Origin of the sequence: Streptomyces prunicolor, from assembly GCF_045162825.1 — a bacterium.
Classification (GTDB): domain Bacteria; phylum Actinomycetota; class Actinomycetes; order Streptomycetales; family Streptomycetaceae; genus Streptomyces; species Streptomyces prunicolor.
In genome coordinates this window covers 8,735,261-8,761,400 of sequence record NZ_CP108676.1, presented here as the reverse complement: position 1 = coordinate 8,761,400, position 26,140 = coordinate 8,735,261, and the positions used below count along the sequence as shown (strand labels likewise).

Here is a 26,140-nt window from a genome sequence, read left to right as displayed (position 1 = left end):
GCCGAGTACCCCGATCGGAAGAGAGAGCGATCCCCTGCTCGCCGACCAGACTTCCCGGCACACCGCTGGAAACCTTACCGGTTCTTGACGCGTCTTTAACAGGCCGTTGCCAGGCACCGCAGGATGCACGGTCTTGCCGGTTTCCGGCAAGGAGCAAGGCGCGCCGGATGGTGCCGCCCTTCTTGTCGGACACCCCCACCCGCGTGGCTGCCCACGGAACGTACGCCTATGCTGACGATCAGGTGTGCCGGGAAGTCTGGTCGGCGATCGGCCCTCCTCTGCCCTCGGAGCCCCGCATGCCGCACTCCCCCGCAGGTCACGGACCTCACGAGCGCCACCGCCTACGGGAGGTCGGACACCGCCTACGGAACGCCCTGCGGCACCCGACCGTCAGCGTGATCTCCGACGGGGACCACGTCGTTCTACGCCTCGCGGGGGAAATCACCTCCCGCAACGCGAAGAAAGTCGGCGAACGCCTGCGGGAGTCCCTCGACGCCCGTCCCGGTGTCCTCGAAGTCGATCTCGGCCAAGTGACCTACCTCAGCAACGACGGGGGCGCGGCGTTCTTCCGGGCACTGCGGGCGCCACGCCCACACGGCACCCTGGTGACCGTGACGCACGCGAATGCCCGCGCCCGGACCACGCTCACCCAATTGGGCCTGGCTCGCCTCATCGACATCCGTACCGACTCGGACCGGGACGAGCTCTGACCCCGGAAGTCAGCAGGAAGCGGCGGCGAGCAGCCGTTCCAGCAGATGGGAAGCGGTGATCACGCCGAGCAGACGCACGCCCGCTCCGTTCTTCTCCACGACGGCCACCAGCGGGCTGCGCACCTGGGCCATCTGAGCGGCGACTTCCAGGGCGGTGTCGTCGGGCGCGGCGACGGCGGGCGGTGGCGTGGTCTTCGACAGGCAGTCGCGCACCTTACGGCCCGCCAGTGCCTCGCACAGCCGGTCGGCATGGCGCTCATCGACCACCGCCGCGAGGGTCGGGTCCTCGACGACATAGGCCGGCACCAGGATCTTGACCATCTGGGAGGCGGGCAGGATCGCCTTCGGCGCTCCCCGTTCGTCGACCACCAGCAGCGCGGGGAGCCGCTGTTCGGCCATCAGCCGCGCGGCGTCCAGAGCGTCGCTGTCAAGGCCGACCGTTTCGTACTCCACCGCCAGGTCACGCGCGCGCACGCTCGGCTCCTGTCTCACGCTCGATGCACCGACAGCCGGCCTGTCCGGTCGTCCACCGCAACGGCAGGCTGGTCGTACGAGCACGATACAACCGACGGCTCAGGACGTACGTCCTGCGGACTAGCCCGCATCCGCCGTCGGTCCCCGCGAACCAGCACGGCCGTACCGAACGCCACAATCACCAGGGCGGCGGCAAGCGGCGCGAGGTAGTAGGCCATCACCGCTCCTCCCATCCCGCTGCATCCCAGGCGTCCAGGTCAGTGGCGTTCACGGCATACGTCCTTAGACATGAGAAGAGTTGACGTGCGAGGCACGAGGACGTGGCCCCGGTGCAGGTGGGCTCTGGCTCAAGCGGCGTCATGGTGCGCAATCGGCCGGGACGGCCCGCGTTCGTCAGGGAAGTGACGGCTCAGCCGCCGCACGCACCGGCGGGTCAGCCGCCAGGCGATGAGCGGCGCACCGACGGCCACCACCAGACGCAGCCCCCAGCCGATCGCCCCCGGCGGCGCGAGGACGGCCAGCAGAGCGGTCGCACCGACGCCGAGGACCCACGCGAGCACCGTGAGCAGAGTGATCACGACCGCCACCGGCACTCCGCCCATGCCCGAGGCGTCCAGATCGGCGTCCGCGTCGAAACTGTCCAGGGCCACGAGTCCGACGGCGAGAAGCAGCCAGAAGCACACGGCCACCAGCAGGGCGGCGGTGAACAGGATCATGGGCAGGCCCGTGGCGGCTTCCACGAAGATCCGCATCGCCGGCCCCTCCCCCGCTCGCCTCGTACTCCGACGGGGCACCGCTCCCCTCCGGGTTCCGGCCCGGCACCGTCTGCCGGTGTCCGGCACCGGAACCATCCGCAGTGCTCCCCACACGCCATGCTGCACGGCCGAGCCCTGCCCTCGCATTGCCGGTTCCCGGCAGCATTCACTAGGGTCTGCATGCCGGTGAGCCGCTAAGAAACCATCACCGATGCATCAAGATCGCGGGGGCCACATGACGAACCGAAGGATTCCCGACCACTACCTGGACGGCTACGCCGAGATCCTCACCGGGGTCTCGGCCACCGGCCGGCGCCTCACCCGGGAGGAGATCGAGTCCCGGCGCACCCTGGGGGAACAGGCCGCCGACGCCGGCCACGGGCTGCGCGACCTCGTCAGCGCACACCTGGCCGCCGCGCGCCTCGCCTGGCCCCGCGCCTCCGGCTCGACCGACATCGCACTCGCCGCCGTAGAGCAGGCGATAGACGCCTTCGCCGAGGGCTACGAACGCGCCCAGCGACTCGCCGTAAGACAGGAGGAGGCGGCCCGGCGGGAGTTCATCGACGACCTCCTCTACGGCCGCAGCGACCTGGGCCGCCTCGCTGAACGCGCCGAGCGCTTCGGCCTGCGTCTGTCCCACGCCCATGCGGTCGCCGTCGCCCAGGGGCCGGCCGCCTACGACGAGGGCGACCAGGTGCCCCGGCAGGTGGAGCGCGCGCTCATGGCCCGCTTCGGCGACCGCAGCATCCTGCTCACCACCAAGGACGGCCGCCTGCTGTGTGTCGCCCCCGGCCACCAGGACGAGGTCCTCGCCCACTTCGCCAAGCAGGTGTACGCCGCCACCGACGGCTGTCGCGTCGCCGTTGGGCGTCCACAGCCAGGCGCCGGCGGGGTCGTGCAGTCGTACGAGGAGGCACTGAACGCCCTCGACCTGGCCGAGCGTCTCGGCCTCGAAGGGCCGGTGCTGCGCGCCGCCGACCTTCTCGTCTACCCGGTTCTGACCCGCGACCGGCAGGCGATGGCCGACCTCGTCCTCGACACCCTCGGACCACTCACCAAGGCCCGCGGCGGCGCCGAACCGCTCCTCGACACTCTCACCACCTATTTCGATTCCGGTTGCGTGGCCGCCGAGGCCGCCCGCCGCCTGACGCTGAGCGTGCGCGCCCTGACGTACCGCCTGGAGCGCATCCACAAGCTCACCGGCGCCGACCCGGCCGACCCCGCCCACCGCTACATGCTCCAGACCGCGGTGATCGGCGCCCGTCTGCTGGACTGGCCCGCTCAGGAGCTCTGAGGGCGATTCGCGTAGGCGGCACCGGCGTTCTCGCGGCACCCGCACCCCCAGTGCCTTGGCCGGCGTGGCCTGGTCGTCGGCCACGAAGAGCATGTACCAGCTGGCCGGGACGCGGTTGCGGTTGTCGGGAACGGTGACCTGGATTCCCGTGCCGTCCTTGGTCTTCTTCAGGGCGAGGGCGATGGAGCGCTGTTCGACGCCGGTGACGTGGGTGGTGGAGCTGGGGTGGATTAGCCGCGCCGTCTTGATCACCGACGCGTACTTGGTGAAGGTGGCGTTTGCGCCGAGCTTGACGGTGCTCGGCCCGCTCGTGAGTGACGGCCGCGCATCCCGGTAGAGGTAGGGCGGCGTGTAGATCTCCAGCCGCTGCTCGAAGACCCCCGGCCTGGTCTTGACCTTGTCGGCGAAGAGCGAGTCGCCGCCGAACGTGATCACCCGTCCTTCGGACGGCAGGATCGATCCGGATGGGTAGTTGCGGCCCACCTCGGGGTCGGCGACCCGGCGCATCGTGCCGGTCTTCGCGTCGTAGATGCGGGCCTGGAGGAAGTTCTGCGAGGACGGGTCCCCGTAGTCCTGGGAACCGCCGGTGATCAGGACGGTGTCGTCCGGAAGGACCAACAGCTCCGGGTAGCGGATGCCCTTCTCCAGCTCGGGCCCGTCCACGAAGTGCGGGCTGATCGCCGTTAGGTCGGTGATCCGGGTCTTGTGCGACGACTTCGTGGACTCACCGATGCCGCCTCCACCGACCACCATGAACTACTCCTGCCGGACAGGGTCGGCACCCGCCCGGCGGCGAGCCGGGTCAGGGTCGGGTACCAGCGCGCCTCGTTCATCGGGGCGACCTTGGTGAACTTCTCGGTGTACGGGTTGAACTCGTACACCTGACGGATGCCCTGGAAGCAGGTGACAGATGCGATCGCCGGAGCATTGGCACACCGCCCACCCCAGACGTGAAGTGCTCCAGGACGTCCGCGGGAGGACACTGGGATGGGAAACGGGGGCAGGCGCGGCGGTACGCACGAGGGGTGTCGACCATGGCAGGAACCCGAGTCCGCAGGCTCCGGACCTGGCGCTGGCGCCGGAGTCCGCTCAGGCGCCGCAGTGACCTCGTCGAAGCCTGGATCGTGCTCGCGGCGTGGCTGATCGCGCTGGCCGGGAGCCTCCTCGCGGGGCTGACGACAGCGGACGCTGTGAAACGAGGGCTCGACCAGCAGCGGACGGAACGCCGCCCGATCATGGCGGTCCTGACCCAGAAGGCAGCCGACAGCACGTCGGCACAGGCCGTGGACGACAGCCACGTATGGGCCGCCGTGCGCTGGACCGCTCCAGACGGTTCATCACACACCGGCCGTACAGAGGCACGTCCCAACACGCCGAAGGGCACCCGAGTCGCGATCTGGACCGACCGGCAGGGGCAGCTCGTGGCGAAGCCGCTCACACCCGGGGACGCGGAGTTCCAGGCGGACTGGACGGGCGCGCTTGCCGCGGCGGGCGCGGCCGGCGTCGTGTTCGGCGGCGCTCAGCTCGCCTGCGCCGGGCTGGAGCGGCGACGTCTGAGGGAATGGGAGGAGGAGTGGATGCGCGTCGACACCCGCCGGGGTGGGAGGACCGGATGACGCGACGCAGAACCCCTCAACTCCTCAGCTCTTCAACGCCACTTGGGTGGAGCCCGTTGGGCGAAACGCACCCCCGGAGCCGGAGAGTGCGGTGCGATGCGACTGGCCGACCGCTGCCGGGACCAACGACTCCGAATAGTGGCAGGATGCGAAGGTGGGCGGGAAAACGCGTCCCCAGCGAGAAACGCGCACCGAAGGCGGGACACCGGGACGTGTCCGCCCGGCCACTTACATCGTGCCGCTCAACGGGGGTCGGTCGTATGACGCTCAGCGCCCTCGGCAATCCTAAGGGACTCGACCTGATCACCCTGGACCCGGCATACCACCTCATCCGCCCTCCGATCCGCCGAGCCCCCGAGGGACTCGCCCTCTGCACCGTCCTGGACCGCGGCGCTACAGAACTGGAAGCGATCCGCAAGGAGTTGCGCCGAATCAAGGATCTGCCATGAGGAAGACCGCCGACCTCCTTCGTGACGAACTCCCCACTGGGATAGCGCAGTTGAGCCGCGGACCGGTCGAGTTCCGCTACGAACCCCGCGGCCCGGCCACCGTCGTGATCTTCTACGGCGGTCACCTGCGCGCCGGACTCTCCCTGGGCGAAGAGGTGTTCACCGACGGCGGCTGTTCGTTGCTGGTGGTGTCGCGGCCCGGATACGGCCGCACGCCGCTCACCACCGGGGACTCGGTGACCGGATTCGCCGATGTCACAGCCGAGTTGTGCGCTCATCTCGGAATCAGCGCCGTCGCCGCGGCGGTCGGTGTCTCGGCCGGCGGCCCAACTGCGGTGGCCATGACGGCGCGTCACCCGACGCTGGTGGAACGGTTGATCCTGCAGAGCGCGGTCGGACCGCTGCCCTGGCCAGACCGTCGAACACGCATCGGCGCCCGCCTCGTCTTCGCGGCCGGAGCGGAGGCCGTGACCTGGGCAGCCCTCCACACCCTGCTACGGCGCGCACCCGACGCGGGCCTACGACTGCTGCTGCGCGACCTCACGATCGTTCCCGTCCGGGACATGCTGGCGGCTCTGCGACCGGAGGACCGGGCCAGACTCGTCGGTCTCTTCTCCCGCATGCGATCGGGACGCGGCTTCGTGCACGACCTCAAGGCACTGCGGACCCCGGCCACCCTGACCCGCCTGGCTGCGCAGGTCCGCAGGCCCACGCTGGTGATCGCCTCCCGCAAGGATGCGGCGGTGCCGTTCACCCATGCCCAGGCCCTCACATCGACGATCCCCGGCGCGGAGCTGGTGGAAAGCCAGGCCGACGGACACCTTGTGTGGTTCGGCCAGGACTGGCCCTCGATCTCCGAGAGGATCCGCACTTTCCTCACACCTCCGGAGGCGATTGCCGAGCCCGGTCGACACGCCCGTTAGGACCGGATCGTTCAGCAGCCGGTCTCGTCCGGAAGGCAGCGGGGATCCACTTCCGCCATCCTCAACGACCTGTGCTCGGACACCGCCGGGGAGTACCGCCTCAGCGTCGTCTTCCCCAAAGGTCACGCCATCGTCTACGACATGTTCGGCTGTGGGGTACAGCGCGTGAACGGCGTCCACCACCGAGCACTCCCACGGCCCTCGACGCATGTACCGCTCTGCCGGAAGCCGAACCCCAGAAGCCAGTCGCGGGCTTCCCCGAGAGCGACGAGAACGACCGCCGAAGCCGCTCATCGGGCCGGCGAGGCGGGCTGTGCGAGTCCTTGCCCAGGAGCCAGAGGACCAAGGCGAGCAGCGCCCACCACATGCCGAGCGACAAGGTCGCGCGTCTCGCGCACGGGCTCACATCGTCCCTGCCGGACGCGTGCCCGGAGTGTCGTCCGGTCCGCACTCCTCGGCACCCATTTCCATGGTGAAGACCAACGGGTCGCTGTCGAAACCACGGATCATGTCGTGGAACTCCCAGGCACCGGAGCCGTCCCTCGTGAACTCCGCGACCGTCGTGGCGGTCGCGTCGGCGACCCGGGCGAAGTTGTCTGCCAGTAGTTCCCTGTATCCCTCGACAACCAGCACACCGGCATTGGCCATGTCGCCGAACGTCCGGCGCCCGCCGTCCTGATGGATGGCCACCCCCACCACGACCCGGCCGTAGGCGGAGGCCAACCTGTCGAACTCCAGACTCATGACCTCGACGTAGCCCAAGCCCAGCCCGGTCCGGCTATGCCGGGACATGTTGATGGTGCCGTCGGGTGACCGGCTGTCGTAGTGGACGACATAGACCGGCCGCCCGTAGAGGTCGTCCGCGGAGTAGGTCGTGGCGATGATGTCGAGATGCCGAGGCGGTTCCCCCAGGGGACTCGGGTCCCACTTGAGTCGCACCTCGACCTTCCCCAGCCCCTTGCCCGCGCTGCTCACCGGACGCCACCTTTCCCTCATCGAACCATCCCACGACGGGTCGGCCCCTACTCGTCAAGTATGGCCTGTGACCAGCCACTTGATGCTTCCTTGATGACCTCCGGGCCGAGCCGACAGCAATGGCGGCACGCGAGACCACCTCTGTCCTGGATGCCCAAGAGATAGAACGAAAGCGGGACGGTGAAACGGTGGTCGGCGCACAACCGACTCATCGCTTCTCCTGTTTTCGATCTCCCGGACAGTCTCGGTGCAACGTAGCCACTGCATGCGCCCGACGACCTCCGACAGACCCGTCCATACGGTCACTCGGCGTACGCACCGAAACTGTCCGGGTAGACGCCCACCCACTTCTCCCGGGGCGGCGAAATGGGGCTTCCTGTGGGGAGAATCTGGGGAGTATGAGCGGCGCTGGGGAGCGCTTGGGGAGAATCGACTGCGTCACGCAGCACCATTCTGAAAGACTCCGAAAGGCCCATCTGCGCAGGTCAGAGATGAGGACGGGAGCATCACAGCAGGTCAGCACCCCCAGGTAGACAACTTCAAGAAGATTTCCTCTTGGGCGGCCATTCTCTTTGCTCCTACACTCGTAGGAACTATCTACGGCATGAACTTTGACCACATGCCCGAGTTGGGCTGGAGCTTCGGATACCCCTTCGCGGTCGGCTTGATGGGGGTGGTTTGCGTTAGTTTGTACGTGATTTTCAAGCGTCGAGACTGGCTCTAGAGACCTCACACCGCGCTCAGCCCTCCTTCGCGCTTTGCTCTGGCATCTCCTACGGATCGACCCAAAAACGGCCGTGGGGAGTCCCTGGGGAGAAGTGATGCAGGTGATCTCCTCACCCTGCCTCCAACGAGCCCCTGACCAGGTCTTTTGCGCGTTGGCGGTCGCTCGGGAGAATCCGGGGAGAAACGAATGGCAGCACGCGCCTTGGGCTTTCGGCGCCTAGCCCGCATGGCTTCCTGCCCGGCACCCCGCGCGACGTCGCCGCCTCTGCGGCACGTCACAGACAGTGCGCATTTTTGCAGAACCGGGCACGGTGGCGGCCGCCTCCTGCCACAGCAGGTCCGTCCGTTCCCACACCGCCCGCTGCCGGGCATCCCTCACCAGTGCCCGTACGGCGTCGGCGGCCGTAGGCGGTCCGGTCAGCGCCGGGATCCCCCCAGCGGACGGCCGCGGCCTGCTTGATGTTGGCCTCGGACTCCTGGAGAGAGCGCTCGCCGCGTTGCCAGGTGCGTTCGGCGAGGTTCTCCAAGTGGCGCTCGCAGCGGGCCTGGTACCGCTCGCGCATCACGGCGATCTCCTCGGCGACCGTTCCGGTGCGCGGCGCGGCGGCTGGCATCGGCTGGCCGGGCGCACGGGAAGGCGCTGCTCCAGAGGCAGGATGGTGGCCTTCGGGGAGGTGCGCACCGTGTCCACATGCAGCCCGCGTCTGCGCGGATATTCAGGCATTGGAGCACCCACGGACAGCCACCAGCACGTTGGCTGCGCGCTGTCGGGCCTGATGCAGGGTCGTGCGACCGTCGGCCATCTCCTTGAGCCTGTGGCGCTCGGAAGAGGCCAAGGTGAGCGATGGCGAATGGCGTTTTCGATGCGGGCTGCTCCCACGCCGCTATCGGGCGACGTAACCACCGTCGACGGGGAGGGCGACGCCTACGACGAAACTGGCTCCCGGGCTGCACAGCCATAGGACCGCCTGGGCGATCTCCTCAGCCGTACCGAGGCGATTGACGGGCTGGTTGGCCTCGGCGTCGGCGCGGTCCAGTTCCCCCTTGGCGATCATGTCGCTGACCATCGGGGTGTCGATGGTGCCGGGGCAGACGGCGTTGATACGGATGCCGCGTGGGGCGTATTCGAGGGCGGCGCTGGTGGTCAAGCCGATCACGCCGTGTTTGGAGGCGTGGTAGGACGCACGGCCGGGGAGGCCGACCAGGCCGCCGAGTGAGGAGCAGTTGACGATGGCGCCGCTGCCCTGGGCGCGCATGTGCCGCAGCTCGTGTTTCATACAAGCCCACACGCCGCGGAGGTTGATGGCGTTGACGTGGTCGAACCTCTCGGCGGGTTCGTCGGCGGCGTCGCTGGGCGGGATCTGAATTCCGGCGTTGTTGTAGGCCATGTCCAGGCGACCGAAGGTCTCGACGGTCCGGTCGACCGCGGCCGCCACCTGGTCCTCGTCGCTGACGTCACAGGTGAGGGCGAGTGCTCGACGGCCGGAGTCGATGAGTTCCTTGGCAGCGGCGTTCAGGGCCGCTTCGTCGACGTCGGTGAGGGCGACGGCAGCCCCTGCCTCGGCGAAGGCGCGGGCGGTTGCCAGGCCCATGCCGGAACCGGCGCCGGTGACGAAGGCGACCTGGCCGGTGAAGTCGTAGGTGGGGTTCACGTTTTCTCTCCTGTTGAGAGTGGGCCGGGTCAGGAGGCGGCTTCGATGGTGACCTGGGTGGCGGTGTCGAGGCGTTCGGCGTCGCCGTTCACGCGGCCGAGGATGATCAGGCCGGCATCGCTGGAGCCGCTGCCCCGGTAGTAGAGGGCCAGGTTGTCCCAGGGCGCGTAGTACGCCAGGTCTCCGGGCTTGGCTTCGGCGGTGTCCGGGGCGCCGGAGGTGGACAGCCGACGGGGTAGATCAGCGATCTTCTCCGTCTCGTGGAAGTCGTTCAGGTTCAGCGTGAGCGGGAGCAGGGCGGCGAAGTCGCGGGCGGTGGCGCCGTCGTTCAGGGTGGCGTCGACCTGTTTGCCGTCGATGGTGAGCCGGATGTTCATGGCGGTGTCCTTGTCATCAGACGGTGAGGCTGGTGCCGTGGCCGTCGGCGTTCGCTGTGACGCGGAGGCCGAGGAAGACAGGGGTGGGGGCGCCTCGTCGGTACAGGCGGTCACTACGAGCAGTAAGGCGGTCGGGACGGCACGGGCAAGGCTGGAACAGGTGGTCGGGGTCACCGCATCGTCCTGTGGAGTCAGTCAGGCAGGGGTTCGGCGTAGTGGCGGAAGCCGTTGCGCCGGATGTGGATGTCGTACAGGCGCCGAGCCAGGGCGTCGGGGCTGCGGTGCTCGGCGTCGGGGCGGATGGCGCCGGGGATGATCAGCTGGGCGACGTGGATGTTCTCCGGGCCGAGGGCATCGTGGAGCATGCGGGCGTAGGCGCTCTCGGCGGCGAAGGCGATCGAGGTGCCGGCCCGGTCCAGGTGGGGGTGTACGGCGCTGCCACCGTTGACGAACAGCAGGGTGCCGCGGCCGAGTTGGCGCATACCGGGCAGGACGGCGTTCACCGCGGTGACCGGGCCCTTGACCGAGAAGGCGAGGGGTGCGTCGAGGTCGTCGGCAGTCGTGCCGAGGACCGGCTTCATGAAGTCGGCGCGAGGGACGGGGCTGTACTGCAGGATTTCGATGGGCCCCAGGGCGGCTGCGGCCGCGTACAGGGCCGCGTCCAGTGACTCGATGTCGAGGACGTCGGCGGTGAAGCCCCGCGCCTGGATGCCGTCGCGGGCCAGTTCGGCGGTCAGTCGGGCCAGCTTCTCGGCGCTGCGGGAGATGAGGGCCACGGTGTGGCCGACGGTACCGAAGCGGTGGGCGGTGGCGATCCCGAGGCCGGTGCCGGTGCCGACGAGGGCGAAGGTGGTCATCGTGAGTCCTTGTGGGTGGGGGGCTCCGCTCAGAGTTGGGGAGGACCTTGCCAGCGTGGCCCTCTGCTCTGCGGCGAGCCTCACACGCCAGTGCAGGAGGGAAAAGCGGAGAAAGACATCCGGGGAGGGACACATCCTGGGCAGAAACTCTCCCTCCTTCCTCAGGTGCGTTCGGTGTCATGCTGAGCGGCATGACCGGCAATGTCCCCCTCAACGAGCTGGGAGAATTCCTCAAGAAGCGCCGCGCCGAGCTGAGCCCGCGCACTGTCGGCCTGCCCGACAACGGCGGCCCCCGCCGGGTCGCCGGGCTGCGCCGCGAAGAAGTCGCCCAGCTCGCCAGCATCAGCACCGACTACTACACGCGTCTCGAACAGGGCCGTATGCAGGCGTCCGCGCCCGTGCTGGACACGCTCGCCCGGGTGCTCCATCTCGACGACGACGAACGCGGATATCTCTTCCAGCTCGCCGGCAAGACCACCACCCGCGCCCGCAGCCGGGGCCGACAGAAGGTCCAGCCGCAGCTGCAACGCGTCCCGGACGATCTGACCGCCACCCCCGCCATCGTGCAGGGTCGGCGCGGAGACATCCTGGCCTGGAACGTGCTGGCGGCCGCGCTGGTCACCGACTTCTCCCGGATCCCGGAGAAGCACCGCAACTACCCGCGGCTCATCTTCACGGATCCGGCCATGCGCACCCTGTACGCCGAGTGGGAGACTTCCGCGCGGCTCGCTGTGGCGCAACTGCGGATGGAAGCCGCGCAGTATCCCGAGAACTCCCGCCTCATCGAGCTGGTCGGTGAACTGTCCCTGTGCGACAAGCAGTTCGCCCAGTGGTGGGGTGACCACCGCGTCGCGGCCCGCACGGTGGGCACGAAGACCCTCAACCACCCGGTGGTCGGCGAACTCGTCCTGGACTGGGACACCCTGACCGCCAACACCGACCCCGACCAGCACCTCACCGTCTGGACGGCCGCACCCGGCTCCCCCACCCACGAGCGGCTGCGCATCCTCGCCTCCTGGGCCGCCGACCAGAATCTGCCGGCCTCTCCTCCTCTCGCCTGACCACGGGAACCACGCCTGTCGAGCAGCAGCCGGACGGCGCGATGTGTCCTGCCAGGAAACGAAGCCGTCGCGGTCGGCCGTCTGCCGCAGGCCGGGCAGGAGCGTGACGCGCCCCCCACCTCGGAGACAGCAACACCGTGAACGACAGACACCCCGACCAGCCGCCACCGGCCCGTCCCACTCCCACCCGACGGGCCGTCCTCCTGGGTGCGGGGGCGGTGCTCGTCGTCGGCCTGGGCGGGGCGGCGGTCAGCGCCGGCAATGCGCTCCCCGGGCAGCGTGCGGCACTGCGGAAGGGAACTGTCGACCAGTCCTCCGCACAGTGGATCGCCGCGTCTGCCGCCAACTACCGCTACGCCGACCGGCCCGACGACTACACCATCGACCGCATCGTCATCCACGTCACCCAGTCCCACTTCACCGCGACCGCCCGGGCCTTCCAGGACTCGCGCCACCGTGCCGCGGCCCACTACCTGGTCCGCGCCTCCGACGGACACATCGCCCAGCTGGTCCGAGAGGCAGATATGGTCTACCACGCGGGCAACCGTGAGTGGAACGAGCGCAGCATCGGCATCGAGCACGAGGGCTTCGTCGACGCACCGGACCGCTGGTTCACCGATGCCGCCTACCGCGCCTCCGCCGAGTTGGCGGCCGACATCAGTGCCCGCTACGGCATCCCCATCGACCGCGAGCGCATCGTCGGCCACAACGAAGTCCCCGGCGCCACGCACACCGACCCCGGCCCGCACTGGGACCGCTACCTGCGCCTGGTGCGCGCCGCCAGGTAACACGCCCTCCGCGCCTCCGGGAAACGCCTGGCGGCTCCAGGTCTTTAGAGGGGACTCCTGTTTCCCGTAGAGGGAGAATTGCCTAGCCTCCGATCGCGGACATGGGTCGGTCCGGCTGGACGAAGGACGGGGCGTCCAGCCCCGCGCCGGCCTTCTTGCCCCGCATCGCCTCGCGCCAGATGCCCGCGATCACCTCGTCGCCGGCGCCGGAGCGCAGAGCCGTGCGCAGGTCGGTCTCCTCTCGGGCGAACAGGCAGGTCCGTATCTGGCCGTCCGCGGTGAGCCGGGTGCGGTCGCAGGCCGCGCAGAACGGGCGGGTCACCGAGGCGATCACGCCCACGCGGTACAGGCCGCCGTCCACGATCCAGCGCTCGGCCGGCGCCGAACCCCGGGCGTGGGAGCCCTCCTCCGTCAGCTCGAAGCGGGTGCGCAGGGAGGTCAGGATGTCCCGTGCGGTGATCATGCCGTCGCGCTTCCAGCCATGCTGGGCGTCCAGGGGCATCTGCTCGATGAAACGCAGCTCGTAGTCGTGCTCGACCGCCCAGGCCAGCAGGTCGGGGGCCTCGTCGTCGTTCAGGCCCGGCATCAGGACCGAGTTGACCTTCACCGGGGTCAGACCCGCTTCTCGGGCGGCGTACAGGCCCTCGATGACGTCCTTGTGCCGGTCTCGGCGGGTGAGGGTCTTGAAGACGTCCGGGCGGAGAGTGTCGAGGGAGACGTTGACCCGGTCCAGACCCGCCGCCTTCAGCGCGGTGGCGGTGCGGCTGAGGCCGATGCCGTTGGTCGTCAGCGACATCCGTGGGCGGGGCGTCAGAGCCGCCACCCGCTCGACGATCCCCACCAGGCCGGGGCGCAGCAACGGCTCGCCGCCGGTGAAGCGGACCTCCTCGATGCCGAGGGAGGTGACGGCGATGTCGATCAGGCGGACGATCTCGTCATCCGTGAGCAGGTCGGTCTTGGTCAGCCACTGCAGGCCCTCCTCGGGCATGCAGTACGTGCACCGCAGGTTGCACCGGTCGGTCAGCGAGACCCTCAAGTCGGTGGCCACCCGGCTGTAGGTGTCGATCAGCACGTTCCCGAGACCGTTCCTCTCCCGTGCCGCACCGTCTCCGACACCGCCCCGGAAACGCGGTGGATCGGGCCGCCGACCCGGGTCAGGGGTAGGCCGGTGCTCTGGTTGGCGTGGGCGATGATCTCGGCGGTGATGGAGATGGCCGTCTCCTCGGGGGTGCGGGCGCCGAGGTCGAGGCCGATCGGTGAGCGGAGCCGTGCCAACTGCTCCTCGGTGACGCCGACTTCGCGCAGGCGGCCGAGACGTGCGTCGTGGGTGCGTCGGGAGCCCATGGCGCCCACGTAGCCGACGGGCAGGTCGAGGGCGAGCTGGAGCAGCGGGATGTCGAACTTGGCGTCGTGGGTCAGGACGCAGACGGCGGTCCGGGCGTCCACGGCTGTCTGGGCCAGGTGTCGGTGAGGCCAGTCGACGACCACCTCGTCGGCGTGCGGGAAGCGGGCTTCGGTGGCGAAGACGGAGCGGGCGTCGCACACGGTGACGTGATAGCCGAGGAAGCGGCCGGCCTGAGCGAGGGCGGCGGCGAAGTCGATGGCGCCGAAGATCAGCATGCGGGGGCGGGTGGCGGCCACGTGGACGAGGACGGTGAGCTGCTCGGGGCAGGTGTCGGCGTCTCCGCCGAGAGAGACAAGTCCGGTGCGTCCGCTGCGGAGTTGGGCGGTGGCCCGGTCTCCCACGGCCCGGCCGGTCGGCCCGTCGCCGAGCGCGCGGTCGGCGATCCAGCTGTCGCCGAGCACACTCAACGTGGCACCGGCAAGGGAGCAGTCCACGACCTGGGCGATGGCGGCGGGCCGCCCCTCGACCGCCTCGGCGAACGCGGCGCCGAGATACGGCTGGGCGCCCGGGTCGACTCGTTGCACGAGTACGTCGAGTTCGCCGCCACAGGTCAGCCCGACGGCGAAGGCGTCGTCGTCGGAGTAGCCGAACCAGGCCCGCTGGGCCGGCCCTTGGTCCTGCAGCACCTGCCGGCACAGCTCGTACACCGCGCCTTCGACACAGCCTCCGGAGATGCTGCCGATGGCGTTGCCGTCCTCGTCCACCGCAACCGACGTACCGATGGGCAGGGGTGCGCTGCCGGTGACGTCGACGACCGTGGCCAGGGCGAAGGGGCGTTCCTCGTGGCACCAGCGGTGCAGTGTGTCCGCGATGTTCAGCATGGGGGCTCCAGAACAGACGGTCGCTGTCGCAGAAGGTGGGTCGGGCCGCCGCCGCGTCAACGGGGGGGGGCATGCGCGGCGGCGGCCCGCGGAGGTCCGGCAGCCGTACGGGGGGTTCGGCTGCCGGACCCGTCTATGGAGGCGGTGTCGTCAGAGCAATGCCTCGGCAGTGATGGGCAGTTGGCGGATCCGTCGGCCGGTGGCGTTGAAGACCGCGTTGCCGATCGCGGCCGCCACACCGACCTGGACGACCTCGCCGAGTCCCTTGACGCCCAGCAGGTTGCCGGCGTTGTCCTCGCCCTCCAGGTAGATCGACCTGATCTCGGGGACGTCTGCGTTCACGGGCACGAGGTAGTCGGCGAGGCTGGAGTTGACGATCCGCCCGTCGCGGTGGTCGGTGACGGTGTGTTCCAACAGCGCCTGGCCGATGCCGCCCACGATCCCGCCGAATGCCTGGCTCTCGGCGAGCTTGGGGCTGATGATCCGCCCCGCGTCGTACACGCCGAGCATCTTCCGCACCCGTACCAGCCCCAGGTCGGCGTCCACCGAGACCTCGGCGAAGGTCGCGCTGTAGGCGAAGTAGGCGGAGCGCTCGGAGCCAGGTCCCTCATAAGAACCGTTCGCCTCCAGCTGGGAGCGGTCGTTGCGGGCCAGCAGGCTCTTGTACGTCTCACCGCGCGCCGTGTTGTTCTGCACGTGGAGTCGGCCGTTGCGCACGACCACGTCGTCCGCGTTCACCCCGTACAGCGGCGACTCCCGGTCCTCCACGGCCAGCTTGATCGCCTGCTGCCGCACCTTGTTGCAGGCGTCGACGACGGCCGAGCCGACACTGGCCATGGTCGCCGAACCGCCGTGCGGCGAGGTGAACGGATACTCCGAGTCACCCAGCCGGAACGTGACCGTGCGCATGGTCAGACCCAGGGCGTCGGCCGCGACCTGGGTCTGGGAGGTGTACGTGCCCGGCCCCATGTCGGTGGTGGCCGCCTCCACGACCGCCGTGCCGTCGGCATCCAGGCGCGCCCGGGCCTGCGCGGGGAACCGCCCGCAGTCGTAGGCCCCGGCGGCCATGCCCAGGCCGATCAGCAGGTTCCCGTCCCGTGTGGAGCGCGGCTCGGGGTTGCGGCGGTCCCAGCCGAACTCGCGGGCGCCGACCGTGTAGCACTCGCTCAGTCGCCGGGTGGAGAACGGCTCGTCGGTCGACTCGTCCTGGGCCGGTTCGTTGCGCCGGCGCAGCTCGATCGGATCGATGCCGAGTCCGTGCGCGAGCTCGTCCATGGCCGACTCGATCACGAACGACGCGGGGGCGAAGCCGGGTCCGCGCATCCAGATCGGGGTGTTCACGTCCAACGGCACCTGGCGGTACGCCTGGCGGACGTTGGGCATGCTGTACATCATCTGGCCCGTGCCCAGGACGGCCTCGAAGAACGTCTCGTACGACGAGGTCTCGTGGTCGATGTCGTGGATCGCGGCGTTCAGCCGGCCGCGCCGGTCGCTGCCGAGGCGCAGACGGTATTCGTAGGCCGGCCGGAATCCGGTGCCGAAGTACATCTGCTTGCGCGACAGCACCAGCTTCACCGGGCGCCGCGTCACGCGCGCGGCCAGCGCGGCGACGATGGTGTGCGGCCAGCAGCGCAGTCCGCTGCCGAAGCCGCCGCCGACGAACGGGTTGATGACCCGCACCGCGTCCGCCGGGAGGTCGAAGACCGCGGCGATCTCGTCGTGCGTGCCCATCACCCACTGTGTCTTGTCCCAGACCGTGAGCCGGTTGCCGTCCCAGCGGGCGACGGTGGCGTGCGGCTCCATCGGGTTGTGGTGGTTGCGGGCCAGTTCGTACGTCAGGTCCAGCCGTACGGCGGAGGAGCGCAGCCCTGCTTCCGCGTCCCCGCGCGCGTAACGCGTCGGCTCGCCTGGCTTGGCTTTGGTCATGTCGGTCGAGGGCTTTTCGGCGTCGTAGCGGACCTTGACCAGGCTGGCGCCGTGCTGGGCGGCCTCCAGGGTGGTGGCCACCACCACGGCGATCGGTTGGCCGTGGAAGAGCACCTGGTCGTCCTGGAAGACGCGCAGTCTGCGTCCGGCCGGGTTGTTGGAGCCGGTGTTGTCGCGGTAGGGCAGTTTCGGGGCGTTGCCGTGGTGGATCACCCGCAGCACGCCCGCGTGTTTCTCGGCGGCGCGTGTGTCGATGGACCTGATGCGGCCACGTCCGATGCTCGCGTCGACGATGACGGCGTGCACGGCGCCCTTGATGTCGTGTTCGGCGGCGTACTCCGCCTTGCCGGTGACCTTGAGCCGGCCGTCCACGCGGGACAGCGGCGCACCTACGGCTGCCTGCGGCTGGGGGCTCATTCCATTTCTCCTACGGTGCGCAGCTGGCGTTCGACGGTTCGCTTCAGCAGCTCGACCTTGAACCGGTTGTACTGGAGGGGGCGGGCGCCGTCGGCCGAGTGACTGGCAGCCTCGGCCCACAGCCGGTCCGAGGGGCGCTCGCCGATCAGGGCACGCTCGACGGCGGACAGCTTCCACGGCACGGTGGCCACACCGCCGGCGGCGACCTTCGCCTCGCGGATCACTCCGCCGCGTACATGCAGCGCGACGGCCGCCGAGGCGAGCCCGAACGAGTAGGACTGCCGGTCGCGGATCTTCAGGTAGGCCGACTTGAGCGGACGCTGATACGCCGGGATCTCGACCGCTGTGATCAACTCGCCCTGCCGGATGTTCTGTTCGCGCTGCGGGGTGCTGCCGGGGCGGAGCAGGAAGTCGGCGAAGGGCAGGCTGCGCTCCTTGCCGTCAGGGGCCTGCAGGCGGACCGTCGCCTCCAGGGCGGTGAGGGCGACGGCGAAGTCGGAGGCGTGAACGGCGACGCAGTGATCGGAGCCGCCGAGGATCGCGTGGCCCCGGTTGTAGCCGTTCAGGGCGGCACAGCCGGAGCCGGGCTCGCGCTTGTTGCAGTCGGCGGTCACGTCACGGAAGTAGGTGCAGCGGGTGCGCTGCATGATGTTGCCGCCGATGGTCGCCATGTTCCGCAGCTGGGCCGAGGCGCCCCGCAGGGCCTGGGCGGCTACCGGGTAGAGGGAGTTCAGCTTGGCGTCGGCGGTCACCACGGCCATCGGGGCCAAGGCGCCGATGCGGATGCCCCCGCCCTTGGTGGCGGTGATCTCACGCAGGGGCAGGGCGCTGATGTCGACCACTGTGTCGGGGGTCTCGACGGTCTCGCGCATCAGGTCGACCAGGGTGGTGCCGCCGGCGATGTAACGGCCGCCGCGTCGACCGGCGTCCAGGGCTTCCCGGACACTGTTCACGCGGGTGTAGGCGAAGGGATGCACGGGCCGCTCCTTACTTCCGAGCAGCGGTCTGCTCGACCGCGCGCACGATCTTGACGTAGCAGCCACAGCGGCAGACGTTGCCGCTCATGTACTCCCGGATCTCCTCCGGCGAGTTGGTGTGGCCCTCCTGGATGCAGCCGACGCCGGACATGATCTGGCCCGGGGTGCAGTACCCGCACTGGAAGGCGTCCTCGTCGATGAACGCCTGCTGCAGCGGGTGCAGTTCGTCGCCCTCGGCCAGGCCCTCGATCGTGGTGACCTCGGCGTCCTCCAGCCGAACGGCCAGTGTCAGGCAGGAGTTGACCCGCTGCCCGTCGACCAGCACCGTGCACGCTCCACAGGCGCCGGCGTTGCAGCCCTTCTTCGAGCCCGTCAGGCCGAGGTGCTCGCGCAGCAGGTCCAGCAGCGAGGTCCGGTTGTCCACGGTCACCGTCCGGCGGGTTCCGTTGACCGTCAGGGAGACACGGCTGGAGGGTGCGGCCCCGGCGGCGGCCGCTTCCTCGGAGCCGGCCAGGAGCGTTCCTCCAGCCACCACGACACCGCCCACCGCGGCGCTGGTGGCGATGAAGGTGCGCCGGCTGGGCCCCGAGGTGGACTCACTGGCTCCAGTGGGGGGAGGAACAGCAGATTCAGAGAGTTCAGAGGACATACGTACGCCTTTGCATCACGGACGGATCAGTCGTGTACACCAGCGGGAGACAAGGCACGGGATCGACGTCACCGCGGGAATCAGGGTGACCCCTCGCCTCGGCAAGGCGGCTGATCACGCCGGAAGTCTTGCACCACCGACACCACCCATGGCAGGGAGACTTTTATCCCCCCTTGGTTTCCCTGTCCGCAAGTAGGCGGTAAGCGCGCGGCACTTCGGGACCTGGCGTGACCTCTGTTCGCGGAAACCCGACTCGGGCGGCTCAGCGTCGCCGGAGGCGCAGCACGGGGACCAGGTTCAGGAGCAGCCCGATCGCCGCGACGCCGGTGACCAGGTTCAGGCCGGGTCGGTAGGCGGTGAAGTCACCGCCACTGTCGCCGGCTTGGGCGATCACGGCGCTGAGTACGGCGAGGACTAGGGCGGCGCCGACCTGGCCGGAGGTCTGCACCAAGCCGGAGGCGAGGCCCTGTTCGGAGTCGTCGATGCCTTCGGTGGCCTGGGCCATGATGGCGCTGTAGCCGAACGCGAAGCCGCCGCCGAGGAGCAGCAGGGACGGGAGCATGGCGGTGACGTAGTCGGGTGAGGAGCCGGCCGTGGCCAGGAACCAGACGTAGCCGAGGGTCAGCGAGGTCATCGAGGTGATGATCAGCGGGGCGGTGCCGAAGCGGTTGACGAGTCGGCCGGTGAGGGGCGAGCCGACGGCGACGATCAGGCCGACCGGCAGCAGCGCGAAGGCCATGCGCAGGGGCGACCAGCCGAGCCCGTCCTGCAGGTACAGGGTCATCATGAACTGGAAGCTGAGGTAGGAGCCCATCAGCGCGATGATGCTGAGGTTGGCCCGGACCGTGGTGGCCTTGCGCAGGATGCCGAAGCGGACCAGCGGGTGCCGGACTCGCTTCTCGATCAGGACGAAGGCGAGCAGCAGCAGGACGGCGATACCGAAGGCGGCGAGCGTCGCCGCGGAGGTCCAGCCCGTCTGAGGGGCGGTGACCACGGCGTAGACGGCGAGCAGCATGCCCGCGGTGAGGGTGACCGCTCCGGCCGGGTCCTGGCCGCCGGTTTCGGCGCGGCGGTCGCGCGGGATCAGGATCAGGCCGACGACCAGTGCGAGCAGGGCGAGCGGGACCGGCATGAGGAAGGTCCAGCGCCATCCGATCCCGGTGAGCAGACCGCCCAGGATCAGGCCCGAGGAGTAGCCCAGGGCGCCGAAGAGGCTGAAGACCGACAGCGCCCGGTTGCGCTGCGGGCCCTCCGGAAACGTCGTGGTGAGGATGGACAGGCCGGCGGGCGCGGTGAAAGCGGCGGCCACGCCCTTGACGAAGCGGGTGGCGATCAGCAGCGAACCGCTGTCGACGAGGCCGCCGAGCAGCGAGGCGGCGGCGAAGACGGCCAGCGCTATCAGGAAAACGCGGCGGCGTCCGAGCAGGTCGGCGGTGCGGCCGCCGAGCAGCATCAGGCCGCCGTAGCCGAGGACGTAGCCGTTGATGATCCACTGCAGTGAGCCGGTGGCCATGCCGAGGTCGTGACCGATGGAGGGCAGGGCGACGCCGACCATGGAGACGTCGAGGCCGTCGAGGAACAGCACCAGGCACAGCACGGCGAGGACGGCCCAGAGGCGTGCGGTCCAGCGCGGTTCCGGGGCGGCCGAGGGCAAGGTCACGGGATGGGACTGGGTCAGGGACATGGGGAGGTGGATCTCTTTCCTGGCGTATGAGCAGGCGGGTCGGACGCCTCGGCGCTGAGGAACCAGTAGGAAGGGGACCGGACCGGGGGCGGGGACACGCGGCGCGGTCGGCCTCGTGACGAGCGTGCCAGGAGTGCCGTACACGAAGAAGGGAGAGCCTTTTCCTAGGCCCGGGGCACGTAGGAGAAAAAGGCTCCCCCTTTGAAGGGAATACCTGAGCTGCGGTCAGGCAGAGCTGTCGCTGGTCGAGTGGCTGGGGTCCGCCGCCCAGGACGCCAGCATGCGCAGGCTGTCGTGGGTGGGTGTGCCGGATTCGGCGGTCCACACGATGATCTGCAGGTCGGGGTCGGCGGCCCAGGTGACGGCGTTCCAGTCGAGATGCAGGTCCCCGACCACGGGGTGGCGCAGGTGCTTGGTCCCGGTGTCTCTGACGGCGACCTTGTGGGCTCCCCACCACTGGCGGAACTGCTCGTCCCGGACCGAGAGCTCGCCCACCAGGGCGGCGAGCTGCGGGTCCCCGGGGTTGTTCGTGTTGTGCATCCGCATCTGGGCGATGGCCAGCCGGGTGACGCCCTCCCAGTCCGCGTACAGCTCGCGCATCGTGGGGTCGGTGATGAGCAGCCTTATGTAGTAGCGCTGCTTCTCGGGGATCTTCCCGAAGTCGGTGATCATGGCGGCGCCCATGGCGTTCCAGGCGACGATCTCGGTGCGCGGGCCGATCACGAAGGCGGGGGTGTGCGCCATGTCGTCGAGCATGCGCTGCAGCTGCGGCTGTGCCTTGAGGCGCGGCTGTCGGCGGGGTGGGCGGAAGTCGTCCTTGGCCGCGAGCTCGTACATGTAGGCGCGCTGGTCGTCGTCCAGGTGCAGCACCCGGGCCAGGGAGTCCAGCACGGATGGCGACGGCTGGATACGGCCCTGTTCGAGGCGGGCGTAGTAGTCGGTACTGATGGCCGCCAGTACGGCGACCTCCTCACGGCGCAGACCCGCGACACGACGCGAGCCGCCGTCGGGCAGACCGACGGCGGCCGGGTCGAGCTCGGCGCGGCGCGCCTTGAGGAATTCCCCCAGATCGTGGCGGTGAGGATCGCGGTTCATGCCATCACCCTGGCATCAGAACGCGGTGTTGTCAGGGGGAGAGATTTGTCCCTGGAAGTCCTCACCCCCCGAGAAGCGTGCTGCCCTGCGGGATCAGCGGACGCGGCTCCACTTCCCGTGGAGCTGGACGAACTCGCCACCGATGACCGAGCTGGCCATGCACGTGCCCTCGGTGTAATCCTCGATGTGAGTGACGTGGTCACCGGCGTCGGGCTCGGTCCAGCGGACGACGAACAGGCCGTCGCGGAGCTGGGTGGTGGTGTACTCCATCGTCTGCTTACGCCCCTTGATGGCGCCACCCGTCACCTCGAAGCTGACCTGGGTCGCCGAGTCGAAGGTGATCTCCACCGTGAAGTGGCCGAGCGGAGTGTCCGGGCCGAGGTCCGCCAGCCAGGTCTGGCCCACGCTGGGGAGCGTCACGTTGTCGTCCATTGGTACTGCCTCTTTCTTTGAGCCTTTGAGCGGCGGTGCGGGGTGTCCTTAGCCGAGGGTCTTGACGACTTCCCGGGCGAGCGGGACGGCCGAGGCGGGGTTCTGGCCGGTGATGAGGGTGCGGTCCACCTCGAGGTGGGGGGCGAAGTTCTCCTCGCCCTTGTGGTAGTCCGCGCCGACGTCAGAGACGAGACGGTCCTGGAGCAGCCACTTCGCCCGGTCGGCGAGGCCGTTCTGGATTTCCTCGGAGTTGGACAGGCCGGTCAGGCGGTAGCCGGAGAACGGGGATTTGCCGTCGGCGTCCACGGTGGACAGCAGCGCGGCCGGTCCGTGACACACCAGCGTCACGAGCTTGCCGGAAGCCAGCCAGTCGCTGAGCAGCTTGCCGGCCGCGGGGTCGTCGGAGAGATCCTCCATCGGGCCCCAGCCGCCGGGGACGAACACGGCGTCGTAGTCGTCGATGTTCACGTCCTCGATGCGGATCGGGTTCGCCAGTTCGGTGGCCTCGCGCAGGGCGGTCTTCATCTGCTCGGCGCCCTCCTCGCCGCCGTTGAAGTCCGGTGTGAGGCTGAGGGCGTCGGCGGTCGGCGGGACGCCGCCCGGGGTGGCCGCGGCGATCTCGTAGCCGGCCTCCTTGAAGACGCCGTACGGGCCGATGGCCTCCTCGGCCCAGAAGCCGGACGGCTGCTCGAACCCGTCGGCCAGGGTCCAGTGGTCGGCGGCGGTGATGAGAAAGAGGATCTTCGCCATGGGGTGCTTCCTGGGGTGAGTACGGGCGGTCAGTTGTTCGCGGCCTGCTGGACGACGTGGCTGTCGGCGGCCTGCACGAGGTGGGTGAGCTTGCCGTCGCCGACCGTCCACAGGTGGATGAAGCGGGCGTCCGACTCCGCGCCGGACTTGGACACGGCGTGGTAATGGCCGCGGACGAAGACGTGCTCACCGGCGTCGTAGAAGTCCTCGGCCACCGCGCCGAAGGAGGTGAAGCGGGGCGCGAGCCGGCCGAAGAAGTCGCCGCCGGCGCTCGCCCAAGTCTTGTAGACGCCGCCGTAGGGGAAGCCGGGGGTGATGTCCCAGACGATGTCGGGGTCGATGACCTCTGCGGCCACGTCCGGGGCCATGCCGGAGTCGTAGAGGCGGCGGACGAGAGCGAGGTTCGGGGAGTCGGACATGGTGCTGCTCCTTTGCGGGTCAGGCTGCGGGTGAGGTTCTGGGGTTCAGGCGGCGAGGGCGGCGCGGCCGGCGCGGAAGAAGGCGGTCTGCTGCGCGACGCGGGCGCCGAGGCCCTCGGCGGTGGCGATGTCGGACTTGTGGACTGCCTCCGGGCCGGCATCGACCGGGGTCTGAGCACCTGCGCCGACGAAGTAGCCCAGACGGTTGACGTCGTCCTCACTGCCCTCGGTGGAGGCCCAGCCCGGCTGCACGCCGAGGCTGACCCAGTGCATGCCGTGCTGGGCGGCCATGGTGAAGAAGTAGCCCAGGGTCGAGGACTTGTCGCCGTTCTTGGCACCGGAGTTGGTGAAACCGGCGGCGATCTTGTCGGCCCAGGTCTGCGTGTACCAGCGCTTGCTGCTCGCCTCGGCGAAGGTGTGGAAGGCGGCGGAGGCGGTGCCCATGTAGGTGGGGGCACCGAAGATGATGGCGTCAGCGGCGTCCAGCTGCGCCCACTGCTCGTCGGTGATCGTGTCCACGGGGACGGAGATCACCTCGGCACCGGCTTCGGCGGCACCGCGCGCCACGGCCTCGGCTATGACGGCGGTGTGGCCGTAGCCGGAATGGAAAGCGACGGCGACCTTGGGGCGGGAGGTGGAGGACATGGGGGTATTGCTCCTCGAAAAGGATTGCGTTGAATCGTTCTCTGGAAGCATGGCACGGAATTCGACAGCGAAGGTAGGAAGGATTAGTCCCTGGCTTTACGCCGGGAATCTTCTGCCGATTTTACGAATTCGTGGCGGGGGTCGCCGACCAGGAGAAAAGGAAGCGCAGGCCCTCGTACGTGCGCGAGTCGGGTTCGGCGCTCCAGACGATCAGCTGCTGATCGGGGTCGGTCATGCAGGTGAGGGCGTCCCAGGCGAGGGAGAGCTCACCGGCGACCGGGTGGTGGAACACCTTGGTGCCGCCGGTCCGGGGCACCACAGGGTGGCCTCCCCACCACTGGCGGAACTGGTCGTCCTTGACCGACAGCTCACCGACGAGGTCGGCCAGTCTCCGGTCGTCGGGGCAGGCCCCGGCCTGTTGCCGCAGCACGGCCACGGTGTTGCGGGCGGAGTCCTCCCAGTCGGCGTACAGCGTTCTCATGGCCGGGGCGGTGAAGAGCTGCCGGACGTAGTTGCGCTGCGGCTGGGGGATCGTCGCGAAATCGGTGCCGAACAGCGCGGCGGCCATCGGATTCCACGCCAGGATGTCCAGGTGCCGGCCCAGGATCACGCCGGGGGCCACGTTGAGCTCGTTCAGTACGGTGCGCAGCCGGGGATGCGCCTTCTGCGGGGCCCGCCGCCGTGCCCGGCCGGCTTCCCTTCCGGCCAGCTCGAACAGATGGTCTCGCTGGTCGTCACTGAGATGCAGAACCCGGACGAGCTCGGCCAGCACGGACGCGGAAGGGGCCATACGGCCCTGCTCCAGACGGGTGTAATAGTCGGTGCTGATGGCGGCCAGCACGGCCACCTCGTCCCGGCGCAGTCCGGCCACGCGGCGACGCCGGTCGGTTTCGGGCAGACCGACCGTACGGGGGCTGAGCTCGGCCCGGCGGGACTTCAGGAATTGACCCAGCTCCTTACGGTGCGGACTGCTGTTCATACTGTCCAGTCTGCGCGGTCCGCCACTCGGCTGGGTAGGAAGGTTTTATCCCTGGATACATCCCTCCGGGGGTGAAATTCTCCTCTGTACGGGCCTTGCGGGTGGTGACAGGGTCAGAGGCCGGCAATTGTTTTTCACAGGCCGTCGGCGCTTCTGTACACCCTTTTAACTCTCGTCGACAAATCCGGCACGTCCGGGTTGCACCGCTGCCCGAGAAACGCATCAGGAGAAAAGTTATGCGCGCAACCGTGATCCACGCCCCCGGTGACATCCGGGTGGAGGACGCCCCCGAGCCCAAGATCCTCAAGCCGACCGACGCGATCATCCGCACGGTCGCCACCTGCGTCTGCGGCTCGGACCTGTGGCCCTACCGCGGCCTGGAGCCGGTCGGCGACCCGCACCCGATGGGCCACGAGTACGTCGGCATCGTCGAGGAGGTCGGCAGCGAGGTCGGCAACGTCAAGCCGGGCCAGTTCGTGGTCGGCTCCTTCGCCACCTCCGACAACACCTGCGCGAACTGCCAGAAGGGCTGGCAGTCCTCCTGTCTGAACCGCGAGTTCATGGGCACCTGCCAGGCCGAGTACGTACGCATTCCCAACGCCCACGGCACCCTGGTCGCCACCGACGAGCACCCATCCGGCGAGTTGGTGCCGGGCCTGCTGGCCGTGTCCGACGTGATGGGCACCGGCTGGTACGCGGCCCTCGCCGCCGAGGTCAAGCCCGGCTCGACGGCCGTCGTGGTCGGTGACGGAGCCGTCGGCCTGTGCGGTGTCATCGCCGCGAAGGAACTGGGCGCGGAGCGGATCATCGCGATGTCCCGGCACGAGTCCCGACAGAAGCTCGCCCTGGAGTTCGGCGCCACCGACATCGTCAGCGAGCGCGGCGAGGAAGGCATCGCCCGCATCAAGGACCTCACCGGCGGCATCGGCGCCGACTCCGTCCTGGAGTGCGTCGGCACCTCCCAGTCCATGAGCCAGGCCCTGCACTCCGCGCGTCCGGGTGGCAACGTCGGCTTCGTCGGCGTTCCGCACGAGGTGGCCGTCGACGGCCAGGAGCTGTTCTTCTCCCAGGTCGGTTTGCGTGGCGGCCCGGCTCCCGTCCGCCGCTACCTGCCCGATCTGATCGACCGCGTGCTGTCCGGTCGCATCAACCCCGGCAAGGTCTTCGACCTCACCCTGCCTCTGGAGCAGGTCGCCGAGGGCTACAAGGCGATGGACGAGCGCCGCGCCATCAAGGCCCTCCTCAAGCCGTGACCCGATCGCCTCGTGGGCGTGAGTTGCGCCG

28 protein-coding genes and 2 pseudogenes are annotated in these 26,140 nt (G+C 69.3%); 9 read left to right on the top strand and 21 right to left on the bottom strand.

Translation table 11 applies throughout. The features are described from left to right. Window positions 1-296 precede the first annotated feature (296 nt). On the top strand, window positions 297-710 hold the full coding sequence (locus OG588_RS39800) for an STAS domain-containing protein (protein ID WP_405951473.1): 414 nt from the start codon (window positions 297-299) through the stop codon (window positions 708-710). Window positions 711-719: 9 nt separating this feature from the next. Here OG588_RS39800 and OG588_RS39795 read toward each other — a convergent pair whose 3' ends face one another. The 3 genes from OG588_RS39795 to OG588_RS39785 all read right to left on the bottom strand — a co-directional run bounded on the left by OG588_RS39795 (window position 720) and on the right by OG588_RS39785 (window position 1,936). Continuing rightward, entirely contained in the window at window positions 720-1,184 is a 465-nt protein-coding gene (locus OG588_RS39795; RefSeq protein ID WP_405951472.1) for a CBS domain-containing protein, read from the bottom strand. Between the two features lie 14 nt (window positions 1,185-1,198). Further along, a complete protein-coding gene (locus tag OG588_RS39790) occupies window positions 1,199-1,402 on the bottom strand; it encodes a hypothetical protein (RefSeq protein ID WP_405951471.1) in 204 nt (67 codons plus the stop codon). A gap of 129 nt (window positions 1,403-1,531) precedes the next feature. Continuing rightward, entirely contained in the window at window positions 1,532-1,936 is a 405-nt protein-coding gene (locus OG588_RS39785; protein ID WP_405951470.1) for a hypothetical protein, read from the bottom strand. 238 nt (window positions 1,937-2,174) lie between these two features. Here OG588_RS39785 and OG588_RS39780 point away from each other — a divergent pair, with 238 nt between their 5' ends. Next, window positions 2,175-3,233, top strand: a complete 1,059-nt coding sequence (locus OG588_RS39780) for a PucR family transcriptional regulator (RefSeq protein ID WP_405951469.1) — start codon at window positions 2,175-2,177, stop codon at window positions 3,231-3,233. A gap of 33 nt (window positions 3,234-3,266) precedes the next feature. Here the strand turns inward: OG588_RS39780 and OG588_RS39775 are convergent. After that, window positions 3,267-4,132 (bottom strand): annotated as a pseudogene (locus OG588_RS39775) (galactose oxidase-like domain-containing protein); the annotation flags it as partial. A gap of 135 nt (window positions 4,133-4,267) precedes the next feature. Between OG588_RS39775 and OG588_RS39770 the strand changes: the two are divergent. From OG588_RS39770 to OG588_RS39760, 3 genes are all read left to right on the top strand, one after another. After that, entirely contained in the window at window positions 4,268-4,849 is a 582-nt protein-coding gene (locus OG588_RS39770; protein ID WP_405951468.1) for a hypothetical protein, read from the top strand. Between the two features lie 260 nt (window positions 4,850-5,109). Next, window positions 5,110-5,298, top strand: a complete 189-nt coding sequence (locus OG588_RS39765) for a hypothetical protein (protein WP_405951467.1) — start codon at window positions 5,110-5,112, stop codon at window positions 5,296-5,298. Next, complete coding sequence (locus tag OG588_RS39760; RefSeq protein WP_405951466.1) at window positions 5,295-6,221, top strand: alpha/beta fold hydrolase; 927 nt, start codon at window positions 5,295-5,297, stop codon at window positions 6,219-6,221. The genes OG588_RS39765 and OG588_RS39760 overlap by 4 nt, the downstream gene beginning before the upstream one ends. A 402-nt stretch (window positions 6,222-6,623) precedes the next feature. Here OG588_RS39760 and OG588_RS39755 read toward each other — a convergent pair whose 3' ends face one another. Next, complete coding sequence (locus OG588_RS39755; protein ID WP_405951465.1) at window positions 6,624-7,196, bottom strand: TerD family protein; 573 nt, start codon at window positions 7,194-7,196, stop codon at window positions 6,624-6,626. A 526-nt stretch (window positions 7,197-7,722) separates the two neighbouring features. Here OG588_RS39755 and OG588_RS39750 point away from each other — a divergent pair. Next, a pseudogene (locus OG588_RS39750) lies at window positions 7,723-7,920 on the top strand (CorA family divalent cation transporter); the annotation flags it as partial. Window positions 7,921-8,197: 277 nt separating this feature from the next. Here the strand turns inward: OG588_RS39750 and OG588_RS39745 are convergent. The 4 genes from OG588_RS39745 to OG588_RS39730 all read right to left on the bottom strand — a co-directional run bounded on the left by OG588_RS39745 (window position 8,198) and on the right by OG588_RS39730 (window position 10,808). Beyond that, window positions 8,198-8,536, bottom strand: a complete 339-nt coding sequence (locus OG588_RS39745; RefSeq protein WP_405951464.1) for a hypothetical protein — start codon at window positions 8,534-8,536, stop codon at window positions 8,198-8,200. 270 nt (window positions 8,537-8,806) lie between these two features. After that, a complete protein-coding gene (locus OG588_RS39740) occupies window positions 8,807-9,574 on the bottom strand; it encodes a glucose 1-dehydrogenase (RefSeq protein ID WP_405951463.1) in 768 nt (255 codons plus the stop codon). A gap of 29 nt (window positions 9,575-9,603) precedes the next feature. Further along, on the bottom strand, window positions 9,604-9,951 hold the full coding sequence (locus tag OG588_RS39735) for a cyclophilin-like fold protein (RefSeq protein ID WP_405951462.1): 348 nt from the start codon (window positions 9,949-9,951) through the stop codon (window positions 9,604-9,606). 191 nt (window positions 9,952-10,142) lie between these two features. After that, window positions 10,143-10,808, bottom strand: a complete 666-nt coding sequence (locus tag OG588_RS39730; protein WP_405951461.1) for an SDR family NAD(P)-dependent oxidoreductase — start codon at window positions 10,806-10,808, stop codon at window positions 10,143-10,145. Window positions 10,809-10,987: 179 nt separating this feature from the next. Here OG588_RS39730 and OG588_RS39725 point away from each other — a divergent pair, with 179 nt between their 5' ends. After that, complete coding sequence (locus tag OG588_RS39725; protein WP_405951460.1) at window positions 10,988-11,869, top strand: helix-turn-helix domain-containing protein; 882 nt, start codon at window positions 10,988-10,990, stop codon at window positions 11,867-11,869. A gap of 137 nt (window positions 11,870-12,006) precedes the next feature. Then, the gene (locus tag OG588_RS39720) at window positions 12,007-12,657 is read left to right on the top strand and encodes an N-acetylmuramoyl-L-alanine amidase (protein ID WP_405951459.1); all 651 of its coding nucleotides are present in this window, start codon (window positions 12,007-12,009) and stop codon (window positions 12,655-12,657) included. An 82-nt stretch (window positions 12,658-12,739) separates the two neighbouring features. Here OG588_RS39720 and moaA read toward each other — a convergent pair whose 3' ends face one another. The 12 genes from moaA to OG588_RS39660 all read right to left on the bottom strand — a co-directional run bounded on the left by moaA (window position 12,740) and on the right by OG588_RS39660 (window position 24,856). Beyond that, window positions 12,740-13,729 carry a GTP 3',8-cyclase MoaA gene (gene moaA, locus OG588_RS39715; protein ID WP_405951458.1) on the bottom strand — a complete coding sequence of 330 codons (990 nt, stop codon included), beginning with the start codon at window positions 13,727-13,729 and terminating at the stop codon, window positions 12,740-12,742. Further along, window positions 13,723-14,883 carry an XdhC family protein gene (locus OG588_RS39710; RefSeq protein ID WP_405951457.1) on the bottom strand — a complete coding sequence of 387 codons (1,161 nt, stop codon included), beginning with the start codon at window positions 14,881-14,883 and terminating at the stop codon, window positions 13,723-13,725. Before OG588_RS39710 ends, moaA begins: the two co-directional genes overlap by 7 nt. A gap of 150 nt (window positions 14,884-15,033) precedes the next feature. After that, window positions 15,034-17,226: a xanthine dehydrogenase family protein molybdopterin-binding subunit gene (locus tag OG588_RS39705; RefSeq protein ID WP_405951456.1), complete on the bottom strand. Its 2,193-nt coding sequence runs from the start codon at window positions 17,224-17,226 to the stop codon at window positions 15,034-15,036. Next, on the bottom strand, window positions 17,223-18,203 hold the full coding sequence (locus OG588_RS39700) for an FAD binding domain-containing protein (protein ID WP_405951455.1): 981 nt from the start codon (window positions 18,201-18,203) through the stop codon (window positions 17,223-17,225). Before OG588_RS39700 ends, OG588_RS39705 begins: the two co-directional genes overlap by 4 nt. 10 nt (window positions 18,204-18,213) lie before the next feature. Then, window positions 18,214-18,852: a (2Fe-2S)-binding protein gene (locus tag OG588_RS39695; RefSeq protein WP_405951454.1), complete on the bottom strand. Its 639-nt coding sequence runs from the start codon at window positions 18,850-18,852 to the stop codon at window positions 18,214-18,216. A gap of 262 nt (window positions 18,853-19,114) precedes the next feature. Next, window positions 19,115-20,536, bottom strand: coding sequence for an MFS transporter (locus tag OG588_RS39690; protein ID WP_405951453.1), 1,422 nt, complete (start codon window positions 20,534-20,536; stop codon window positions 19,115-19,117). Between the two features lie 225 nt (window positions 20,537-20,761). Then, window positions 20,762-21,631 (bottom strand): helix-turn-helix transcriptional regulator, encoded by an 870-nt coding sequence (locus OG588_RS39685; protein WP_405951452.1) that lies wholly within the window; start codon window positions 21,629-21,631, stop codon window positions 20,762-20,764. Between the two features lie 93 nt (window positions 21,632-21,724). Then, a complete protein-coding gene (locus tag OG588_RS39680) occupies window positions 21,725-22,063 on the bottom strand; it encodes a MoaF-related domain-containing protein (protein ID WP_385738996.1) in 339 nt (112 codons plus the stop codon). 48 nt (window positions 22,064-22,111) lie between these two features. Continuing rightward, window positions 22,112-22,813, bottom strand: a complete 702-nt coding sequence (locus tag OG588_RS39675; protein ID WP_405951451.1) for a type 1 glutamine amidotransferase domain-containing protein — start codon at window positions 22,811-22,813, stop codon at window positions 22,112-22,114. A 29-nt stretch (window positions 22,814-22,842) separates the two neighbouring features. After that, a complete protein-coding gene (locus tag OG588_RS39670; RefSeq protein WP_405951450.1) occupies window positions 22,843-23,232 on the bottom strand; it encodes a nuclear transport factor 2 family protein in 390 nt (129 codons plus the stop codon). Window positions 23,233-23,277: 45 nt separating this feature from the next. Continuing rightward, a complete protein-coding gene (locus OG588_RS39665; protein WP_405951449.1) occupies window positions 23,278-23,877 on the bottom strand; it encodes a flavodoxin domain-containing protein in 600 nt (199 codons plus the stop codon). 121 nt (window positions 23,878-23,998) lie between these two features. Beyond that, a complete protein-coding gene (locus OG588_RS39660; protein ID WP_405951448.1) occupies window positions 23,999-24,856 on the bottom strand; it encodes a helix-turn-helix transcriptional regulator in 858 nt (285 codons plus the stop codon). Between the two features lie 236 nt (window positions 24,857-25,092). Here OG588_RS39660 and OG588_RS39655 point away from each other — a divergent pair, with 236 nt between their 5' ends. Then, the gene (locus tag OG588_RS39655) at window positions 25,093-26,109 is read left to right on the top strand and encodes a zinc-dependent alcohol dehydrogenase family protein (protein ID WP_405951447.1); all 1,017 of its coding nucleotides are present in this window, start codon (window positions 25,093-25,095) and stop codon (window positions 26,107-26,109) included. Window positions 26,110-26,140 lie beyond the last annotated feature (31 nt).

What these genes read in the sequence shown, in the direction of transcription:
- OG588_RS39800 (WP_405951473.1), top strand. Translation starts at nt 297, where the DNA reads ATGCCGCACTCCCCCGCAGGTCACGGACCTCACGAGCGCCACCGCCTA.
- OG588_RS39790 (WP_405951471.1), bottom strand. Translation starts at nt 1,402, where the DNA reads ATGGCCTACTACCTCGCGCCGCTTGCCGCCGCCCTGGTGATTGTGGCG.
- OG588_RS39785 (WP_405951470.1), bottom strand. Translation starts at nt 1,936, where the DNA reads ATGCGGATCTTCGTGGAAGCCGCCACGGGCCTGCCCATGATCCTGTTC.
- OG588_RS39780 (WP_405951469.1), top strand. Translation starts at nt 2,175, where the DNA reads ATGACGAACCGAAGGATTCCCGACCACTACCTGGACGGCTACGCCGAG.
- OG588_RS39770 (WP_405951468.1), top strand. Translation starts at nt 4,268, where the DNA reads ATGGCAGGAACCCGAGTCCGCAGGCTCCGGACCTGGCGCTGGCGCCGG.
- OG588_RS39765 (WP_405951467.1), top strand. Translation starts at nt 5,110, where the DNA reads ATGACGCTCAGCGCCCTCGGCAATCCTAAGGGACTCGACCTGATCACC.
- OG588_RS39760 (WP_405951466.1), top strand. Translation starts at nt 5,295, where the DNA reads ATGAGGAAGACCGCCGACCTCCTTCGTGACGAACTCCCCACTGGGATA.
- OG588_RS39745 (WP_405951464.1), bottom strand. Translation starts at nt 8,536, where the DNA reads ATGCCAGCCGCCGCGCCGCGCACCGGAACGGTCGCCGAGGAGATCGCC.
- OG588_RS39735 (WP_405951462.1), bottom strand. Translation starts at nt 9,951, where the DNA reads ATGAACATCCGGCTCACCATCGACGGCAAACAGGTCGACGCCACCCTG.
- OG588_RS39730 (WP_405951461.1), bottom strand. Translation starts at nt 10,808, where the DNA reads ATGACCACCTTCGCCCTCGTCGGCACCGGCACCGGCCTCGGGATCGCC.
- OG588_RS39725 (WP_405951460.1), top strand. Translation starts at nt 10,988, where the DNA reads ATGCTGAGCGGCATGACCGGCAATGTCCCCCTCAACGAGCTGGGAGAA.
- OG588_RS39710 (WP_405951457.1), bottom strand. Translation starts at nt 14,883, where the DNA reads ATGCTGAACATCGCGGACACACTGCACCGCTGGTGCCACGAGGAACGC.
- OG588_RS39705 (WP_405951456.1), bottom strand. Translation starts at nt 17,226, where the DNA reads ATGAGCCCCCAGCCGCAGGCAGCCGTAGGTGCGCCGCTGTCCCGCGTG.
- OG588_RS39695 (WP_405951454.1), bottom strand. Translation starts at nt 18,852, where the DNA reads ATGTCCTCTGAACTCTCTGAATCTGCTGTTCCTCCCCCCACTGGAGCC.
- OG588_RS39690 (WP_405951453.1), bottom strand. Translation starts at nt 20,536, where the DNA reads ATGTCCCTGACCCAGTCCCATCCCGTGACCTTGCCCTCGGCCGCCCCG.
- OG588_RS39685 (WP_405951452.1), bottom strand. Translation starts at nt 21,631, where the DNA reads ATGAACCGCGATCCTCACCGCCACGATCTGGGGGAATTCCTCAAGGCG.
- OG588_RS39680 (WP_385738996.1), bottom strand. Translation starts at nt 22,063, where the DNA reads ATGGACGACAACGTGACGCTCCCCAGCGTGGGCCAGACCTGGCTGGCG.
- OG588_RS39675 (WP_405951451.1), bottom strand. Translation starts at nt 22,813, where the DNA reads ATGGCGAAGATCCTCTTTCTCATCACCGCCGCCGACCACTGGACCCTG.
- OG588_RS39670 (WP_405951450.1), bottom strand. Translation starts at nt 23,232, where the DNA reads ATGTCCGACTCCCCGAACCTCGCTCTCGTCCGCCGCCTCTACGACTCC.
- OG588_RS39665 (WP_405951449.1), bottom strand. Translation starts at nt 23,877, where the DNA reads ATGTCCTCCACCTCCCGCCCCAAGGTCGCCGTCGCTTTCCATTCCGGC.
- OG588_RS39660 (WP_405951448.1), bottom strand. Translation starts at nt 24,856, where the DNA reads ATGAACAGCAGTCCGCACCGTAAGGAGCTGGGTCAATTCCTGAAGTCC.
- OG588_RS39655 (WP_405951447.1), top strand. Translation starts at nt 25,093, where the DNA reads ATGCGCGCAACCGTGATCCACGCCCCCGGTGACATCCGGGTGGAGGAC.